Consider the following 17,039-nt stretch of genomic DNA (forward strand, 5'->3'; position numbering starts at 1 on the left):
CCCGTGTCGCAGCCGTGTCTCACACGGTGAGATGGGCGCGCACCTCTGTTTCATCCAATTCGTTGCGGCTGCCGGCGAGCACCACCTCGCCGCGGTCCATCACGGCGAAGCGGTCGGCCAGGTCCCGGGCGAACTCGAAATACTGTTCCACCAGCACGATGGCCATCTCACCGGTGTCGCGCAGGAACGAGATTGCCCGGCCGATGTCCTTGATGATCGAGGGCTGGATGCCCTCCGTCGGCTCGTCCAGCAGGAGAAGGCGCGGACGCATGACGATGGCACGGCCAATCGCGAGCTGCTGCTGCTGGCCGCCGGACAGGTCGCCGCCGCGGCGCGACAGCATGGACTTGAGCACGGGGAAAAGCTCGAAGACGGTGTCGGGCACCTTGCGCTCGGCGCGCGGCAGGACGGCGAAGCCGGTCTCCAGGTTCTCGCGGACGCTCAGGAGCGGGAAGATGTCGCGGCCCTGGGGCACCAGGGCGATGCCCTTGCGGGCGCGCTGATAGGGGGAGAGGCGGGAAATGTCCTCGCCATCCCAGCGGATGGCGCCGGCGGAGACCGGCTGCTGGCCGGCGATGGCGCGCAGCGCCGAGGTCTTGCCGACGCCGTTGCGCCCGAGCACGCAGGTCACCTTGCCGACCTCGGCGGAAAAGCCCACGCTTTTCAACGCTTGCGCCGCACCGTAGTGCAGGTCGATGGATTCAACGCTCAGCATGGGAACTCTCCCGCCAATGCGGTGTCGTCAGCGGCCGAGATAGACATCGATCACCCTCTGGTCGGCGGAAACATGGTCGAGCGACCCTTCGGCGAGCACCGAGCCCTCATGCAGGACGGTGACCTTCACCCCGAGTGCCCGCACGAAGGTCATGTCGTGCTCGACGACAACGACCGAATGGCTCTTGGCGATGTCGCGCAGAAGGTCGGCGGTCGCGGCCGTCTCGGCGTCGGTCATGCCGGCGGCGGGCTCGTCGACGAGCAGCAGCTGCGGGTCCTGCGCCAGCAGCATGCCGATCTCCAGCCACTGCTTCTGGCCGTGGCTGAGATCGCCGGCAAGGTCGTCGCGCCGGCCAGTGAGCCGCACCAGATCAAGCAGCGCGTCGATGCGCGCCTGTTCCTCGGTACTCGTGCGGTGGAACAAGGTGGCGAAGGGCCCGCGCGGCGCCTTCAGCGCCAGGCCGATATTGTCTTCCACCGTGTGGCTTTCGAAGACGGTTGGCTTCTGGAACTTGCGACCGATGCCGAAGCCGGCGATCTCCGCCTCGTCATGGCGGGTGAGGTCGATCATGTCGCCGAAGCGCAGGTCGCCGGAGTCGGGTCGGGTCTTGCCGGTGATGACGTCCATCATCGTGGTCTTGCCCGCCCCGTTGGGACCGATGATGGCGCGCATCTCGTTGCGGCCGATGACGAAGGAAAGGTTGTTGAGCGCCTTGAAGCCGTCGAAGGAAACGCTGACGCCGTCGAGATAGAGGAGGGTTTCCGCCTTGGACATGGATCTCACTCCGCCGCCTGGTGGCGCGGCGCGGCGGAATTGGCCGCGTCGCTGTTGTCGGGGTTCCTGGCGGATGGATCTCCGCTGCCGCGTTTCGGCAATCGCGCCGCGAGCGATCTGGCGACGCCGACGATGCCCTTTGGCAGGAACAGGGTGACGGCGACGAAAAGGGCGCCGAGCGCGAAAAGCCAGATCTCGGGGAGCGCGGCGGTGAACCAGCTCTTGGCGAAGTTGACGAGCACGGCACCGAGGATCGGGCCAATGAGCGTGCCGCGCCCGCCGACGGCGACCCAGATCACCGCCTCGATGGAATTCGCCGGGGCAAACTCGCCCGGATTGATGATGCCGACCTGCGGCACGTAGAGCGCGCCGGCGAGGCCCGCCATCATGGCCGAGACCGTCCAGACGAACAGCTTGTAGTGCTCGACACGGTAGCCGAGGAAACGGGCGCGGCTTTCCGCGTCGCGCACGGCGATCAGCACTTTGCCCAGTCTGGAGCTGGTGATGGCCACGGCGAGCAGCAGGCAACCGGCGAGCGCCAGGGCGGAGGCCGCGAACAGGCCGGCCCGGGTGGCGCTGGACTGGACGTCGAAGCCGAGGATGTCCTTGAAGTCGGTCAGCCCGTTGTTGCCGCCAAAGCCCATGTCATTGCGGAAGAAGGCCAGAAGCAGCGCATAGGTCATCGCCTGGGTGATGATCGACAGATAGACACCGGTCACCCGCGAGCGGAAGGCGAACCAGCCGAAGGTGAAGGCAAGCAGTCCCGGCACGGCAAGCGCCATCACCATGGCGAAGGGGAACATGTCGAAGCCGTACCAGTACCAGGGCAGTTCCTTCCAATCGAGGAATACCATGAAGTCGGGAAGGATCGGGTCGCCGTAAACGCCGCGGGTGCCGATCTGGCGCATCAGGTACATGCCCATGGCATAGCCGCCGAGGGCGAAGAAGGCGGCATGGCCGAGCGAGAGGATGCCGCAGTACCCCCAGACCAGATCGAGCGCGAGGGCAAGAAGCGCGTAGGTCAGGTATTTGCCCATCAGCGTGACGGCATAGGTGGGCACATGCAGCGGATGGTCGGCGGGGAGCGCCAGGTTGAGCACCGGCACGAGAACGGCGGCCGCGAGAATGACCAGAAGGGCCGCGAGGCGCCCGCCGGTCAGGCCGCCTGAGAGATGGCGCAGGATCATGGGCGAGGGCTCCGGATGCGGTGGGGCGGACGGCGAGGCGAGGGGCTCGCGCTCATGCTTCCACCGCCCGGCCCTTTTGCGCGAACAGGCCGCGCGGGCGCTTCTGGATGAACAGGATGATGAAGACGAGAACCAGGATCTTGGCCAGCACCGCGCCGGCGAAGGGCTCCAGGAACTTGTTTGCGATGCCGAGCGTCATGGCGCCAAGCAGTGTCCCCCAGAGATTGCCGACGCCGCCGAAGACGACGACCATGAAGCTGTCGATAATGTAGGACTGTCCAAGGTTGGGCGAGACGTTGTCGATCTGGGACAGCGCCACCCCGGCGATGCCGGCGATGCCGGAGCCGAGGCCGAAAGTGAGCGCGTCGACCAGCGGCGTGCGGATGCCCATCGAGGCGGCCATGCGCCGGTTCTGGGTGACGGCGCGCACGTTGAGCCCGAAGCGGGTGAACTTCATCGCGACGAGCAGCGCGGCGAAGACCACCAGCGAGAAGACGACGATCCACAGGCGGTTGTAGGTGATGGTGAGCTGGCCGATCTCGAAGGCGCCCGACATGAAGCTCGGGTTGCCGACCTCTTGATTGGTGGGGCCGAAGATCGAGCGCACCGCCTGCTGGAGGATCAGCGACACGCCCCAGGTGGCAAGCAGGGTTTCGAGCGGCCGGTTGTGGAGAAAACGGATGATGCCGCGTTCGATGGCGATGCCGACGAGGGCGGCGACGAGGAACGCGGCCGGAAGCGCGACAAGCAGCGAATAGTCGAAGAAGCTGGGGGCCAAGCTCCGGAACAGGTCCTGAACGACGAATGTGGTGTAGGCGCCGAGCATCACCATCTCGCCATGCGCCATGTTGATGACGCCCATGACGCCGAAGGTAATGGCGAGGCCGATCGCGGCGAGCAGCAGCACCGAGCCGAGAGAGATGCCGAACCAGATGTTGCGGGCCGCGTCCCAGACAGCCTGGAGCTTCTGCACGCGGGCAATGGCGGCCTGCGCCGGCGCCTGCAGGCTTGCGTCGGGTCCGTTGGCGACCGCGGTCAGCAGCGACAGCGCATCACGGTCGCCGCGGTCGGCGAGCGTTTCGAGAGCGGCGCGCTTGTCGCTTTCCGGCAGGTTCGAGGCAAGGACAGCGGCAGCGCGGGCCTCGCGCATCGCCTTGGCAACGGTCTCGGAGGTTTCCGCCGCCAGCGCGGCGTCAAGCGCGGGGATCGCCTCGGCGTCCTGCGCCTTGAACATGGCATCTGCCGCTGAAAGGCGAACGGCCGGATCCCCGGCTCTCAGGGTAAGCCCGCCGAGCGCGGCGCGGATCGTCCGGCGCAGGCGGTTGTTGACGCGGATCTTGTCGGCGCCGCCGCGCGATACCTCGCCGAGATCCTCGCCTGTCAGCGGGTCCTTGAGCCGGTAGGATGTGCCGGAACGCTTGGCGACGACGGCGCGACCATCGGATTTGCGGATGTAGAGGTCGCCGTCGGACAGGGCCTCGAGCGCGGGAACGACGGCCGGGTCGCCGGTGGCGGCGAGCGCCGAGACCTGGCGCTGCGTGTCGTCGAAGGAACCTTTGCCAAGCGCGTCGACAAGCGGGCGAAGCGCGCTCGTGTCCTGGGCCCAAGCGCGCGGCGCGCCAAGCGCGAGCAGGCCGGCGAAGAGGCAGAGGAAAAGCCCGAGGCGGAGGCCGGCTGCCGGGTGCGGGGCCGGAAGGCACAAGGCGGGGGCAGCTTTTGCGGGAAGGCCTGTCACGGTGATGTCGGTCACGGCGGGTCCTGTCGCGGGCGGAAAAAGACGGGAGGCGGCTGAAGGGGGTAAGGAGGAGGCGGGTCTTGCGCCCGCCTCCCTCCCCCCCTGGATGCGGGGTCGGGTTAGCTGCCCGATCCGCCGCACTTGCCCGTGGCCGTGTTGAAGTTTCCGCAGGACAGCGGCTTGCGCCAGTCGGAGATCAGATCCTTGGAGCCTTCGAGATAGTCGGACCAGGCGTCGCCGACGACGAGGCCGGGGGTCTCCCATACGGTCTCGAACTGGCCATTGTCCTGGATCTCGCCGATCAGCACCGGCTTGGTGATGTGGTGGTTCGGCATCATGGCCGAATAGCCGCCGGTCAGGTTGGGAACCGAGACGCCGACGATGGCATCGATCACCGCGTCCGGGTCGGTGGTGCCGGCCTTCTCGACCGCCTTCACCCACATGTTGAAGCCGATGAAGTGAGCTTCCATCGGATCGTTGGTGACGCGCTTGTCGTCGCCGATGTAGGCCTTCCAGGTGTCGATGAACTGCGCGTTGGCCTCGGTTTCGACGGACTGGAAGTAGTTCCAGGCGGCCAGATGGCCGACGAGCGGGCCAGTGTCGAGGCCGGCCAGTTCCTCTTCGCCGACCGAGAAGGCGACGACCGGAATGTCCTCGGCCTTGATGCCGGCGTTGGCCAACTCCTTGTAGAAGGGGACATTGGCATCGCCGTTGATGGTCGAGACCACGGCGGTCTTCTTGCCGGCCGAGCCGAAGGCCTTGATGTCGGACACGATCGTCTGCCAGTCGGAATGCCCGAACGGCGTGTAGTTGATCATGATGTCCTCGTCCGCCACGCCCTTTGCCTTGAGATAGGCCTCGAGGATCTTGTTGGTGGTGCGCGGGTAGACATAGTCGGTGCCGGCGAGAACCCAGCGCTCGACGCCCTCATCGTTCATCAGGTAGTCGACGGCCGGGATTGCCTGCTGGTTGGGGGCGGCGCCGGTGTAGAAGACGTTGCGCTGGCTTTCCTCGCCCTCGTACTGGACGGGGTAAAACAGCAGCGAATTCAGCTCCTCGAAAACTGGCAGGACCGACTTGCGCGACACCGAGGTCCAGCATCCGAAGACGGCGGAGACCTTGTCGACCTCGATCAGCTCGCGTGCCTTCTCGGCAAACAGCGGCCAGTCGGAGGCCGGGTCGACGACGACCGCCTCGAGCTTCTTGCCAAGCAGGCCGCCCTTCTTGTTCTGCTCCTCGATGAGCATCAGCATCGCGTCTTTCAGAGTGGTCTCCGAAATGGCCATGGTGCCCGACAGCGAGTGCAGGATGCCGACCTTGATCGTGTCGTCTTGCGCAAAAGCGCCAGTGAAGGCGGTGGAAGTCATGAAGGCGGCGAGAGCCAGGCCGGCAATGGAAGTCCTGTTACGAATTTTCATTGTTTTCCCCTCTGTCAGTCTCCCCCGGAGAACGAGACGGACAGAGAAGATCAAGATGCGTGCCAATTTTCCGCGGAGCGGGGATTTTGCGCTAGGGCGTTGAATCCGCGAGGCTCCCGGCTGGATTGGCGGAAATTTTCCGCTTTGCGCAAGTTTTCGTGCCGCGCACAATGCGTTTGCACAAGAGTGCGGCGCGGCGAGATTGTGCCTAAAATATGCTCAAAATCAAATATGACGCAGGGGCTTCAAGGGCGATCCCGACGGGCATCGCTGAAATGGGTCATGGCTTGCGGTCTCCCACCACGCCACTGGCGACGAGCGCCTCGACTTCCTCCGGCGCCATCTCGAGCACGCGGGTGAGCACGTCGCGGGTGTGTTCGCCCAACAGCGGCGGCGCGACCTTGTCGTTGACCGGGGTTTTCGAGAACCGCAACGGGCTTGCGACGCCCGGCACGGTGCCACCGCTGCCGTGGGGCAACTCGTTCCGGAGCCCGCGTGCCTTGGCCTGGGGTTCCTCGAAAACTTCGGCGATGGCGTTGATCGGGCCGCAGGGGACGGCGGCAGCCTCCAGAACCTCGATCCATGCGCGGGTGGTGCGGGTCTTGATGATGTCGGCGATGACCGGCACGAGGATCTCGCGATGCTTCACCCGGTCGCGGTTGAGCGTGAAGCGCGGGTCGGCGGGAAGGTCCGGCCGGCCAGCCACCTCACAGAAGCGCACGAACTGGCCGTCGTTGCCGACAGCGAGGATCAGGTGCCCGTCGGCGCTGGCAAAGGCCTCGTAGGGCACGATGGCGGTATGGGCATTGCCCATGCGCACGGGTGAGGCGCCGGAGACAAGATAGCTGAGCGCCTGGTTTGCGAGGGAGGCGACTTGAACATCGAACAGGGCGATATCGAGGTGCTGGCCCTCGCCGGTGCGCTCACGGTGGGCGACCGCGCCGAGAATGGCAATGGTGGCGTTGAGGCCGGTGAGAACGTCAGCAAGCGCCACGCCGGCCTTCTGCGGTCCGCCGCCGGGCAGCGCGTCGCGCTCGCCGGTCACCGACATGAGCCCGCCCATGCCCTGGATCATGAAGTCGTAGCCGGCGCGTGCGGCATAGGGGCCGGTCTGACCGAAGCCGGTGATCGAGCAATAGATCAGGCCTGGGTTGGCCCTGGAAAGGCTGTCGTAGTCGAGGCCGTATTTCCTCAGGCCGCCGACCTTGTAATTCTCGACGAGAATGTCGGACTTCCGGGCAAGTTCGATGATGAGGGCGCGCCCCTCGTCGCTGGCGATGTCGACGGCGACCGACTTCTTGCCCCGGTTGGCGGCCATGAAATAGGCGCTCTCGCCGGCGGCGGGACCGTCCTCCACGAAGGGAGGCCCCCAGCCGCGCGTATCGTCGCCGGTGCCGGGACGCTCGATCTTGATCACCTCCGCGCCCATGTCGGCGAGCGTCTGTGTCGACCAGGGGCCGGCGAGGACGCGGGAGAGATCGAGAACGCGCAGATGCGACAGGGGACCGGTCATGGTGGCGGGAAGCCTCCTTCATCGAGTGACGGAACCGGTGATAGCGCCACGCGGGGCAGGGGTCCAACGACTTGCGGGATAGACCCCATTCCTGGCGGTCGTTCGACAGGCGCAAGCAGGGTGAACAAGCCGGTTTTCTTTCGCAGCCCTGCTCTGCTACCAAAGGCGTCGATACGGCGGAGCACGGGAGAGGACCGCAATGAGCTTCAAGGCACTGATCGTGAACAAGGACGAGGCTGGCGCGGTGACGGCGGGCGTCGAGACGCTCGACGAGAGCAGATTGCCGGAAGGCGACGTCACCGTGGCGGTCGAGTATTCGACGCTCAACTACAAGGACGGGCTGTGCCTGGGGGCCGGTGGCGGGCTGGTGCGCACCTATCCGCATGTGCCGGGCATCGACTTCGCCGGCACCGTCACGGCCTCTGACGACGCACGCTACAAGCCCGGCGACAAGGTGGTGCTCACCGGCTGGCGTGTCGGAGAGGTGTGGTGGGGCGGCTACGCGCAGATGGCACGCGTCAAGGCCGACTGGCTGGTGCCGCTTCCGCAAGGCCTTTCGGCCCGCGATGCCATGGCCGTCGGAACGGCCGGGTTCACCGCCATGCTTGCGGTGATGGCGCTGGAGGATCATGGCGTGACGCCGCAGAAGGGACCGGTGCTTGTCACCGGGGCGGCCGGCGGCGTCGGCTCGGTCGCAACGGCGATCCTGGCGCATCTGGGATATGAGGTCGCCGCGGTGACCGGTCGGCCGGAGGTGGCGGAATATCTTGCTGGGCTCGGTGCGTCGCGCATCGTTGCACGTGAGGACATCGCGGAAACGGTGAAGCGGCCGCTCGAGAGCGAGAACTGGGCCGGCTGCGTCGATGCTGTGGGCGGTGCGATGCTGGCGCGCGTTCTCGGGCAGATGAAATACGGCGGGTCGGTCGCGGCTGTCGGGCTTGCCGGCGGTGCCGGTCTGCCGGCAACCGTCATTCCCTTCCTGCTGCGTGGGGTCAATCTGCTCGGTATCGATTCCGTCATGCGGCCCTATGAGGACCGTGTGAGGGCGTGGGCGCGCATCGCCACGGACCTGCCGATGGACAAGCTTTCCGACATGATCCGGCCGGCAACGCTTGCCGAACTGCCGGAGCTTGGCGCCGCGATCCTCAAGGGTGCGGTGCGCGGGCGGGTCGTGGTCGACGTCAACGCCTGACAGGCGGGACAGGCAGGCGAACGTCGCTTTCCAACGGCAGCCGTCTTCGCTACCTATATGCTCCGTTTCGGGCGGGAGAATTTGCTCCCGCCGGCTTTCATTCCCGGTCGCGGCGACGCGCCGACCAAGAGGATCGACCTTGCATTCCGACGGATCCATCGACGAGCGGGCCGCGCGCCCGAGCAAGTTCACTCGCCTGCGCGACATGCTGGCCAGACCGGAACTCGCCTTCCTGATGGAGGCGCACAGCGGTCTTTCGGCGAAGATTGTCGAGGAGGCCGGTTTCGAGGGGATCTGGGCGTCGGGGTTGTCGATGTCGGCGAGCCTCGGGGTGCGCGACAACAACGAACTCTCTTTCAGCCAGGTGCTGGACATGCTGGAATACATGTCCGACGCGGCCGACCTGCCGATCCTGGTCGACGGCGACACGGGGTACGGAAACTTCAACAATTTCCGCCGCTTCGTGCGCAAGCTCTGCCAGCGCGACATCGCCGGCGTGTGCATCGAGGACAAGATCTTCCCGAAGACCAACTCGTTCCTCGGTGAGAACCAGCCCCTCGCCGACATCGAGGAGTTCTGCGGAAAGATCAAGGCAGGCAAGGACACCCAGACCCACCCGGACTTCCAGGTGGTGGCGCGCATCGAGGCGCTGATCGCGGGCCGTGGCGTCGACGAGGCGCTGAAGCGCGCGCATGCCTATGCGGAGGCCGGGGCGGACGCGATCGTCATCCACTCCAAGAAGAGTACGGCCGACGAGATCCTCGATTTCTGCCGGCAGTGGGACAACCGCGCGCCGGTCATCCTCATTCCGACGAAATACTACCGCACGCCGACCGATCGCTTCCGCGAGGCCGGTGCCTCCATGGTGATCTGGGCGAACCACAATCTGCGCGCCTCGATCAAGGCCATGCGCGAAACCTGCGCCACCTTGAAGCGCGACGAGACGCTGATCGAGGTCGAGGACGAGGTCGCGGTGCTCGGAGATGTCTTCGCGCTCGCGGGCTCGGAGGAGCTGGAGCGGGCCGAGAAGCGCTATCTCTCGGCCGGTTCGCCGTCGTCGGCGGTGATCCTGGCGGCGACCAGGGGAGCACGGCTCGGCGAGCTGACCGCTGAGCAGCCGAAATGTATGGTGCCCATCCGTGGCAAGTCGCTGCTCGGGCGTCAGGTCGAGGCGCTGTCGCAGCATGGCGTGGGCGATGTTCGCGTCGTTGTCGGCTATCGCGGCGATGCGGTGGCGGCCCCCGGCATCGTCAAGCTGGAAAACGCCGCCTATGAGACCACCGGCGAGGCGCGCTCGCTGGCCATCGGTCTGGATGGGGTCGCGGGCGATGCCGTCGTCTCCTTCGGCGACATCGTCTACCGGCCGTTCTTCCTGTCGCTGATGGAGGGACGCGACGAGGATATCGTGCTGCTGGTCGACGCGAAGGGGGCGGGCGACAACGGACGCGACGCGGTTCTTGCCTCGCACCCGGACGGCGATGAGGTGGAGATCGACGGAGTGGAGCCGACGCTGCAGCGGTTCCTTGCGGACGGCGACGTCGCGCAGGGGCACGGCGAATGGATCGGTCTGCTGCGCGCCAGCGCGGCTGGAACGGACAAGCTGCGCAATGCGCTGGCCGAAATGGCGACCGAGGGCAGCCTTGACACCGCCGACGTCGGCTCCGTGCTGACCCGGCTTGCGAGCGCCGGCGAGCGGATCGCGGTTGTCTACGTGCGCGGCTACTGGCGCAACGTCAACGACCTGATGGACCTCGCCCAGGCGCGCGATCAGGTGTGAGGCAGCGACAATGATCGAGGCAACGGATTTTCTCGCCGAAGCCAAGCGGCAGGGGCTCGACTTCTTCACCGGGGTGCCGTGCAGTTTCCTGACCCCGCTGATGAACGCGGTCATCTCCGACCGGGAAGCACGCTATGTCGGTGCGACCAGCGAAGGCGAGGCGGTGGCGATTGCCGCCGGCGCCTGGCTGGCGGGGCGCGAGACGGCGGTCATGTTCCAGAATTCCGGGCTCGGAAATGCAGTCAACCCGCTGACCTCGCTCAACCATCCCTTCGAGATCCCGACACTGGTGATCGTCACCTGGCGCGGGCAGCCCGGCATCAAGGACGAGCCGCAGCATACGCTGATGGGCGAGATCACCGGCGGGCTGGTCGACCTGCTCGGCGCGCGGCGGGCGGATTTCCCCGAGAGGCGGGAGGCAATTGCGCCAGCTCTTTGCGAGGCGCTCGCACACATGCGCGAGAGCGGTCGGCCCGCCGCCTTCGTCCTGCCGAAGGGCGTCATCGCCGATGGTCCGCTCGACGAGCCACCCGTCGCAGTCGCCCCGCGCCCGCGGGTCCAGGACTTCGACACGGACGCGGCCCCGGCGCTGCGCTTCGACGTGCTGCGGGCGATGAGCGGACTTCTGCCGCAAGGGGCGGGCGTGATCGCCACGACCGGCCATACCGGGCGGGAGCTTTTCACGCTCGAGGATCATCCGCGCAATCTCTACTGCGTCGGCTCGATGGGCGGGGCGAGCGCCATAGGCCTTGGCGCGGCGCTCAACACGGACCGCGAGATCGTGGTTCTCGACGGCGATGGTGCGGCTCTGATGAAGCTTGGCAACATGGCGACCATCGGGGCCCAGGCGCCGGAGAACCTTACCCACGTCGTGCTCGACAACGGCCGGCATCTGTCCACCGGCGGGCAGTCCACGGTTTCGGCGAATGTCGATTTCGCGGCGATTGCGGCCGCCTGCGGCTACCGTTTCGCGGCCAGGGCAAGCGGCATCGCTGGGGCGGCTGAAGCGCTTGGCGAGGCGCTGCGCCAGCCCGGCCCGCGGCTCCTGCACGTCACGGTCGCGCCGGAAACGGTTTCCGGCCTTGGGCGGCCGAGCGTTGCGCCGCGCGATGTCGCACGGCGGTTCCGCGCCTATCTGGCGGGCGAGGCAGGAGCATGAGCGAGGCGCCGATCCTTCTCACGCCCGGTCCGCTCACGACGAGCGCGCGCGTCAAGGCTGCGATGCAGCGCGACTGGGGCTCGCGCGATCCGGGTTTCGTTGCGTTGTCGACACGCACCGTCGAGCGCCTGCGCACGCTCGCTGGCGCGGACGAGAGCTGCGTCTGCGTCCCGCTGCAGGGGAGTGGAACCTTCGCCGTGGAGGCGATGCTCGGCAGCCTGACGCGCCCCGACGAGCGCATTCTGGTGCTCGCCAACGGCGCCTACGGGCGACGCATCGTCGAGATCTGCCGCAGGATCGGGCGTCAGGTCGAGGTCTATGAGGTGGCGGAGATCCAGACCCATGATCCGGCCGAGATCGCGCGGCGGCTGGAGCTGGACCCAGGGCTTGCCGCCGTCGCCGCGGTTCATTGCGAGACCACGTCGGGGCTGCTGAACCCGGTGCCCGAGATCGCCGCGGTTGTGGCGCGGGCCGGCCGGCGGCTGCTTCTCGACAGCATGAGTGGTTTCGGCGCGTTGCCCGTGGATATGAGCGGCATGGATATAGCCGCCGTCGCCGCGTCTTCCAACAAGTGCCTGCAGGGCGTGCCCGGCCTCTCCTTCGTGATCTGCCGGCGCGCCGATCTCGGCACGCGCAAAGGGGTTGCTCCCTCGCTTGTTCTCGACCTCGAGGCGCAAGCGCAGGGCATCGAGGCGGACGGCCAGTGGCGCTTCACCCCGCCGACCCATGTCGTTGCAGCGCTGTCCGAGGCGCTGGACGAGCTCGACGAGGAAGGCGGACCAGAGGCCCGGCTGGCGCGCTATTCGCGAAACTGCCGGACACTCGTCGACGGCATGGCGGCGCTTGGCTTCGAGACCGCCCTCGATCCCGCCCGCCAGGCTCCGGTCATCGTCTCCTTCCGCGAGCCGGGGGAGGCGTGGTTCGATTTCACCACTTTCTATGATGCCTTGTGCGCGCGCGGTTTTGCGATCTACGCGGGCAAGATGCGCGACGTCGGAACGTTTCGCGTGGGGACCATTGGAGCGATAGATTCTGTCGTCATCGAGCGTTTTCTGGATTGCGCCCGGGCTGTTGTGACAGAGATGAAACAGAAATTGATCCGGTGAAGCTCAAGGTCACCGAGCGCCTTACTTTCGCAAGGTTTGCCGCAAAAATCCCGATGCGGAGAAGGATAGCCGGCGCTATCGTCCGGCAGGGCACGTCGGGTTTTCGCATTCTGGCGCTGTCCGATGGGCAGGGTCTTCGACGGCTTACTCGACACGACCAGACCTTTCGGCTATTTAGCGAAATCCGCCAGTTTGAGGACGCATGGCTGTCGGCGACGCTTTCTGGGAAACGCTTCCTGCCTTGAAGGAGCAACTGGAAACCATGTCGCGTCATGGATTCTGGCGGGCGGAAGCGAGAGGCGGCGCCGTGCTGCGCAGCATGAATTCTGTATTGGCAATATTTACGGGATTGTATTGCGAATTAATGCCGCTCGGGTTTTGGGAGATTGAAACGAATGAAGCCTGAACGGCCGAGCTTTGCAGTGGTTGCTGAACGCCGTTTTCGCCTTGCTGGAAAGGCGATCATCGAACGACACAATCCCTACTTCCTGCCCGTCGACGAGCACCGCGAAAAGTGCGAGCGCAGTGGCATCCCCTTCATCAGCTTTGCCCATTACGACTATCTTGGCCTGAGCCGCAACGACGCGGTCGTCGAGCGTGCGGTCGAAGGTCTGCACACCCTCGGCAGCGGCGTCGGAGCCTCACGCCTGGTGGGTGGCGAGCGCGCCGGGCACCGCTCGTTCGAGCGCGATATAGCGGAGTTCCTTGGCGTCGGCGACGTGATGACGCTGGTCAGCGGCTATCTGGTCAACGTCTCGCTCATCAACTTCCTGATGGGGCCGCGCGATCTCGTCCTGATCGACGAACTGGCCCACAATTCGATCTTCGTTGGCGCCAAGAACGGGCGCTACGATCACAAGGTCTTCGCCCACAACGATTTCGACGATCTGGAGCGACTGCTCGAGGAGCATCGCGGCGAGTACCGGAACGTGCTGGTGGTCGTCGAAGGCCTCTATTCGATGGATGGCGACATTCCCGATCTTCCGCGCCTTGTGGAACTGAAGGAGACGCATGACGCCTGGCTTCTCGTGGACGAGGCGCATTCCTACGGCGTGCTCGGCGAGACGGGGCGCGGTCTTTGCGAGCATTTCGGCATCGATCCGCGTCGCATCGAGCTGACGGTGGGAACGCTGTCCAAGTCCTTCGTGTCCTCCGGCGGTTTCATCTGCGCCGAGGCGAGCGTGATCGACTGGATGCGCTTCACGTTGCCGGGCTTCGTCTACAGCGTCGGCCTGTCGCCGGCGACGCTGGGCAGCGCCCATGGCGCGCTTGAGCGGCTGGTGGCCGAACCGGAGAGGGTCAAGCGCCTTCACCACAATTCCGAGTACTTCCGCGACCGCGCGCGGGCCGTCGGGCTCGACACGGGTCCGGCAATCGGTCGTGGCGTGGTTCCGGTCCTCTTCGCCGATCCGATGCAGACCATGGTCGCGTCGCAGGCGTTGCTCGATGCCGGTATCTATGCTCCTCCTATCGTCCAGATCGGCGTTCCCAAGGATCAACCAAGGATTCGTTTCTTCATCTCCGCCGACCACACCGAGGCGGAAATGGACAAGGCGATCGATATCGTCCTGGCGGTGATCGGTGGGACGGTCGCAGCCGACACACAGCCCCAGCCGGCGGTCGCCGGCGTCTGACCGGCCGTCGCCACTCGGGTTCCCGAACGACAATCACGGACTTTCCAACCATGGCGGCGAGCGCAATCTCCTGCGGCACAAGACGCGATGCGAACGCATGGCGCAAGCGAATGGCCGTCGTTGCCGCGCTTCTCGCGGTTGCGGTCGCAGCGACGCTTGCGCCGATGTCGGCACATGCCCAGGAAGGTACGCGCATCGAGACGCGCTCAAGCCAGCGGGCGCAGGCGTCTGTCGTCGAGCCCGTTGATCGGGCTCCCGTCATTCGGCCCGATTTCCCGGTTCCCGAAGAGCCGGGTATGCTCTTCTATCTGCAGCGCTCCACCAATTCGAACACGATCATCTACGCGGCGAACTTTCGCGCAGATGGCAGCCTCGATCCGCGCGAACCGGTGCTGGCTTACTGGCGGCGCTACAACACGACCGGCGAGAGACTGCCGCTGAAGATGATCGAGGACAGTTTCGCTTTCGGCGTGCGCGCACGACAAACAGAAGATCCGAACGTCTTCAGCCTTTACGTCGTCTCGTATCCCGAGCGGATGGCGACACTCAGGCTCATCGAGCCGGGAAAGGCGCAGCTCACGCTGCGCGCCGGCGGCTACGAGATGAAGCCGACCTATGCCTATGTCGACGTCGACGAAAGCGGCCTGATGCCGAGCGTGAGCCGGGTTGTCGTCGTCGGGCAGGATGTGGGAACCGGCAAGCCGCTGGTGGAACGGATCGAGATCGAGTAACGCTCATCGCGGATCGGGTCGCCCGACCGCAGCCAAAAGCCGCAAGGACATTCCCTCGCGCGGCCAGAAACAACGACAGTTCCCGGAAGGCCGCTTTCCAGGCCGATGGGCATGGGTAGGGGCTAGACACTGATCATGACAGCGACTTCCGCCAGGACGATCCGGACAGCGATCGTCGGAGCCGGCAATTGCGCCAGCTCGCTTGTGCAGGGCGTGGCCTATTGCCGCGCGTTCGGGGACGAGGCGATCGGCGTGCCGTTCCCGGTTCTCGGCGGCTACCGGCCGCAGGACGTGGACATCGTGCTTGCCTTCGAGGTTGATGCGCGCAAGGTCGGCCGTACGGTCGGCGAGGCCGCCGTGGCGCTGCCGAACTGCACGGAGATCTTCCACAAGGATCTTGGTGGCATGAGCGCGCCTGTGCTGCGCGGCCCCGATCTCGATGGCGTTTCCGCCTTCATGCGCAACCAGGCGCCCGATCGCAGCTTCGTTGTCTCCAGCGAGCCGGCACTCGGCAAGGACGCCATCGTTGCGGCCCTGAAGGAGGCCAAGGCCGAGGTTGTCATCAACTTCCTGCCGGTCGGTTCCATCGAGGCATCGCACTTCTACGCCCAATGCGCTCTCGAGGCCGGATGCGCCTTCGTCAACGGCATTCCGGTGTTCATCGCTTCCGACCAGGCGTGGGCGGAGAAGTTCCGCCAGGCGAAGCTGCCGATCCTGGGCGATGACTTCAAGGCGCAGTTCGGCGCGACCATCACCCACCGCGCCCTGGCGCGGCTTGCCGACATGCGTGGCGTCAAGGTTGATCGCACCTATCAGCTCAATGTGGGCGGCAACACCGACTTCCTGAACATGATGGACATGGACAGGCTGGCGATGAAGCGCGAGTCCAAGACCGAGGCGGTGCAGACAGCGATGAACGCGCGTCTCTCCGACACCGAGATCCGCATCGGCCCGTCCGACTACGTGCCATGGCTCGAGGATCGCAAGGTCGCCTATGTGCGTCTCGAGGGACGCCTCTTCGGCGGTGTGCGCACCCATGTGGAGATGCGTCTCGAGGTCGAGGACAGCCCCAATGCGGCGGCGATGGCGCTGATTGCCATCCGTTCCGCGGCGATTGCTCGCGACCGCGGCATGGTCGGTCCGATCGAGGACGCAAGCGCCTTCCTGTTCAAGCATCCGCCGCTGCAGATCGAGGATGCGGAAGGTTACAACCGTCTTCTCGCTTTCGCCGGCGACGCAACGGACGTCTGACGATGGGGAACGCGGACGCCAGCGATGCCGACCGTCCTGTCGCCTTCATCTCCGGCGGCAGCAGCGGCATCGGGCGGGCGCTTGCGTTCACTCTCGCCCGCAAGGGGTTCGACCTCGGGCTGATGGCGCGGGGCGAGGTGCGGCTGGCCGAGACGGCAGCCGAGATCCTGCTGGCGGTGCCTGCGGCCCGCGTCGAATGGGCGTCGGCCGACGTCGGTGACGAGGCGGCCTCGCGCGAGGCGCTGCGTTCGCTCGTGCGCAGGCTCGGCGTGCCGGCGTGGGCGGTCTTCAATGCCGGGATTGCCCAGCCCGGGCATTTCCTCGAGCAGCCGCTGCACGAGCATGTCGACCAGATGCGCACGAACTACTTCGGCGCGCTCAATCTGGCCCACGAGCTTGCTCCCAAGATGGCCGCGAAGGGGACCGGGAGGATGGTCTTCGTTTCCTCCGGTGCCGCCTTCTTCGGTATCTACGGCTATGGCGCCTACGCGCCGTCGAAGTTCGCCCTGCGCGGACTTGCCGAGGTGCTCCGGGTGGAGCTGGCGCTGGTCGACATTTCCGTGACCCTGGCCTATCCGCCCGACACCGACACGCCGCAGCTTGCCGCTGAGGCGCTGACCAAGCCGACGGCCACCAAGGAGATCACCTCCGGGGGCGGTCTCTGGAGCGCCGAGCGGGTGGCCGAGCATATCGTGCGCGGCGCCGAGCGCGGGCGGTTCCTGGTTGCGCCCGGCACGCAGATGGGCTTGCTTGCCTATGGTCACAGCCTGCTTGCTCCGGCCCTGCGGCGCTGGCAGACGCGCATCGCCCGCCGCCACGCCGCGACGATGTTCCGCAAGGGATGAGC

General features: G+C 66.1%; 15 protein-coding genes. 9 read left to right on the forward strand and 6 right to left on the reverse strand.

What is annotated here, in order from left to right; genetic code table 11:
• Window positions 1–19 precede the first annotated feature (19 nt).
• From urtE to ACSLUQ_RS19150, 6 genes are all read right to left on the reverse strand, one after another.
• The gene (urtE, locus tag ACSLUQ_RS19125) at window positions 20–715 is read right to left on the reverse strand and encodes an urea ABC transporter ATP-binding subunit UrtE (protein ID WP_417773080.1); all 696 of its coding nucleotides are present in this window, start codon (window positions 713–715) and stop codon (window positions 20–22) included.
• 27 nt (window positions 716–742) lie between these two features.
• Window positions 743–1,489, reverse strand: coding sequence for an urea ABC transporter ATP-binding protein UrtD (gene urtD / locus ACSLUQ_RS19130; protein WP_461809435.1), 747 nt, complete (start codon window positions 1,487–1,489; stop codon window positions 743–745).
• A gap of 5 nt (window positions 1,490–1,494) precedes the next feature.
• On the reverse strand, window positions 1,495–2,676 hold the full coding sequence (urtC, locus tag ACSLUQ_RS19135) for an urea ABC transporter permease subunit UrtC (protein ID WP_417773082.1): 1,182 nt from the start codon (window positions 2,674–2,676) through the stop codon (window positions 1,495–1,497).
• Between the two features lie 52 nt (window positions 2,677–2,728).
• Window positions 2,729–4,378, reverse strand: coding sequence for an urea ABC transporter permease subunit UrtB (gene urtB / locus ACSLUQ_RS19140; RefSeq protein ID WP_461809468.1), 1,650 nt, complete (start codon window positions 4,376–4,378; stop codon window positions 2,729–2,731).
• A 152-nt stretch (window positions 4,379–4,530) separates the two neighbouring features.
• On the reverse strand, window positions 4,531–5,829 hold the full coding sequence (urtA, locus tag ACSLUQ_RS19145; RefSeq protein WP_417773083.1) for an urea ABC transporter substrate-binding protein: 1,299 nt from the start codon (window positions 5,827–5,829) through the stop codon (window positions 4,531–4,533).
• A 280-nt stretch (window positions 5,830–6,109) separates the two neighbouring features.
• Window positions 6,110–7,342, reverse strand: coding sequence for a CaiB/BaiF CoA transferase family protein (locus ACSLUQ_RS19150; RefSeq protein WP_417773084.1), 1,233 nt, complete (start codon window positions 7,340–7,342; stop codon window positions 6,110–6,112).
• 199 nt (window positions 7,343–7,541) lie between these two features.
• Here ACSLUQ_RS19150 and acuI point away from each other — a divergent pair, with 199 nt between their 5' ends.
• The 9 genes from acuI to ACSLUQ_RS19195 all read left to right on the forward strand — a co-directional run bounded on the left by acuI (window position 7,542) and on the right by ACSLUQ_RS19195 (window position 17,037).
• On the forward strand, window positions 7,542–8,534 hold the full coding sequence (gene acuI / locus ACSLUQ_RS19155; RefSeq protein WP_461809436.1) for an acryloyl-CoA reductase: 993 nt from the start codon (window positions 7,542–7,544) through the stop codon (window positions 8,532–8,534).
• 139 nt (window positions 8,535–8,673) lie between these two features.
• The gene (gene aepX / locus ACSLUQ_RS19160) at window positions 8,674–10,311 is read left to right on the forward strand and encodes a phosphoenolpyruvate mutase (protein ID WP_417773086.1); all 1,638 of its coding nucleotides are present in this window, start codon (window positions 8,674–8,676) and stop codon (window positions 10,309–10,311) included.
• A gap of 10 nt (window positions 10,312–10,321) precedes the next feature.
• Window positions 10,322–11,470 carry a phosphonopyruvate decarboxylase gene (gene aepY / locus ACSLUQ_RS19165; RefSeq protein ID WP_461809437.1) on the forward strand — a complete coding sequence of 383 codons (1,149 nt, stop codon included), beginning with the start codon at window positions 10,322–10,324 and terminating at the stop codon, window positions 11,468–11,470.
• A complete protein-coding gene (locus ACSLUQ_RS19170) occupies window positions 11,467–12,576 on the forward strand; it encodes a 2-aminoethylphosphonate--pyruvate transaminase (protein WP_461809438.1) in 1,110 nt (369 codons plus the stop codon). The genes aepY and ACSLUQ_RS19170 overlap by 4 nt, the downstream gene beginning before the upstream one ends.
• Window positions 12,577–12,778: 202 nt before the next feature.
• A complete protein-coding gene (locus ACSLUQ_RS19175; protein WP_461809439.1) occupies window positions 12,779–12,982 on the forward strand; it encodes a hypothetical protein in 204 nt (67 codons plus the stop codon).
• Window positions 12,972–14,210, forward strand: a complete 1,239-nt coding sequence (locus tag ACSLUQ_RS19180) for an aminotransferase class I/II-fold pyridoxal phosphate-dependent enzyme (RefSeq protein ID WP_461809440.1) — start codon at window positions 12,972–12,974, stop codon at window positions 14,208–14,210. Before ACSLUQ_RS19175 ends, ACSLUQ_RS19180 begins: the two co-directional genes overlap by 11 nt.
• 110 nt (window positions 14,211–14,320) lie before the next feature.
• Window positions 14,321–14,941 carry a DUF4833 domain-containing protein gene (locus ACSLUQ_RS19185; RefSeq protein WP_461809441.1) on the forward strand — a complete coding sequence of 207 codons (621 nt, stop codon included), beginning with the start codon at window positions 14,321–14,323 and terminating at the stop codon, window positions 14,939–14,941.
• A gap of 135 nt (window positions 14,942–15,076) precedes the next feature.
• Window positions 15,077–16,192 carry an inositol-3-phosphate synthase gene (locus tag ACSLUQ_RS19190; RefSeq protein ID WP_417773092.1) on the forward strand — a complete coding sequence of 372 codons (1,116 nt, stop codon included), beginning with the start codon at window positions 15,077–15,079 and terminating at the stop codon, window positions 16,190–16,192.
• A 2-nt stretch (window positions 16,193–16,194) separates the two neighbouring features.
• Window positions 16,195–17,037: an SDR family oxidoreductase gene (locus ACSLUQ_RS19195; protein WP_417773093.1), complete on the forward strand. Its 843-nt coding sequence runs from the start codon at window positions 16,195–16,197 to the stop codon at window positions 17,035–17,037.
• Window positions 17,038–17,039: the final 2 nt, after the last annotated feature.

This window comes from Stappia sp. ICDLI1TA098 (assembly GCF_054880955.1).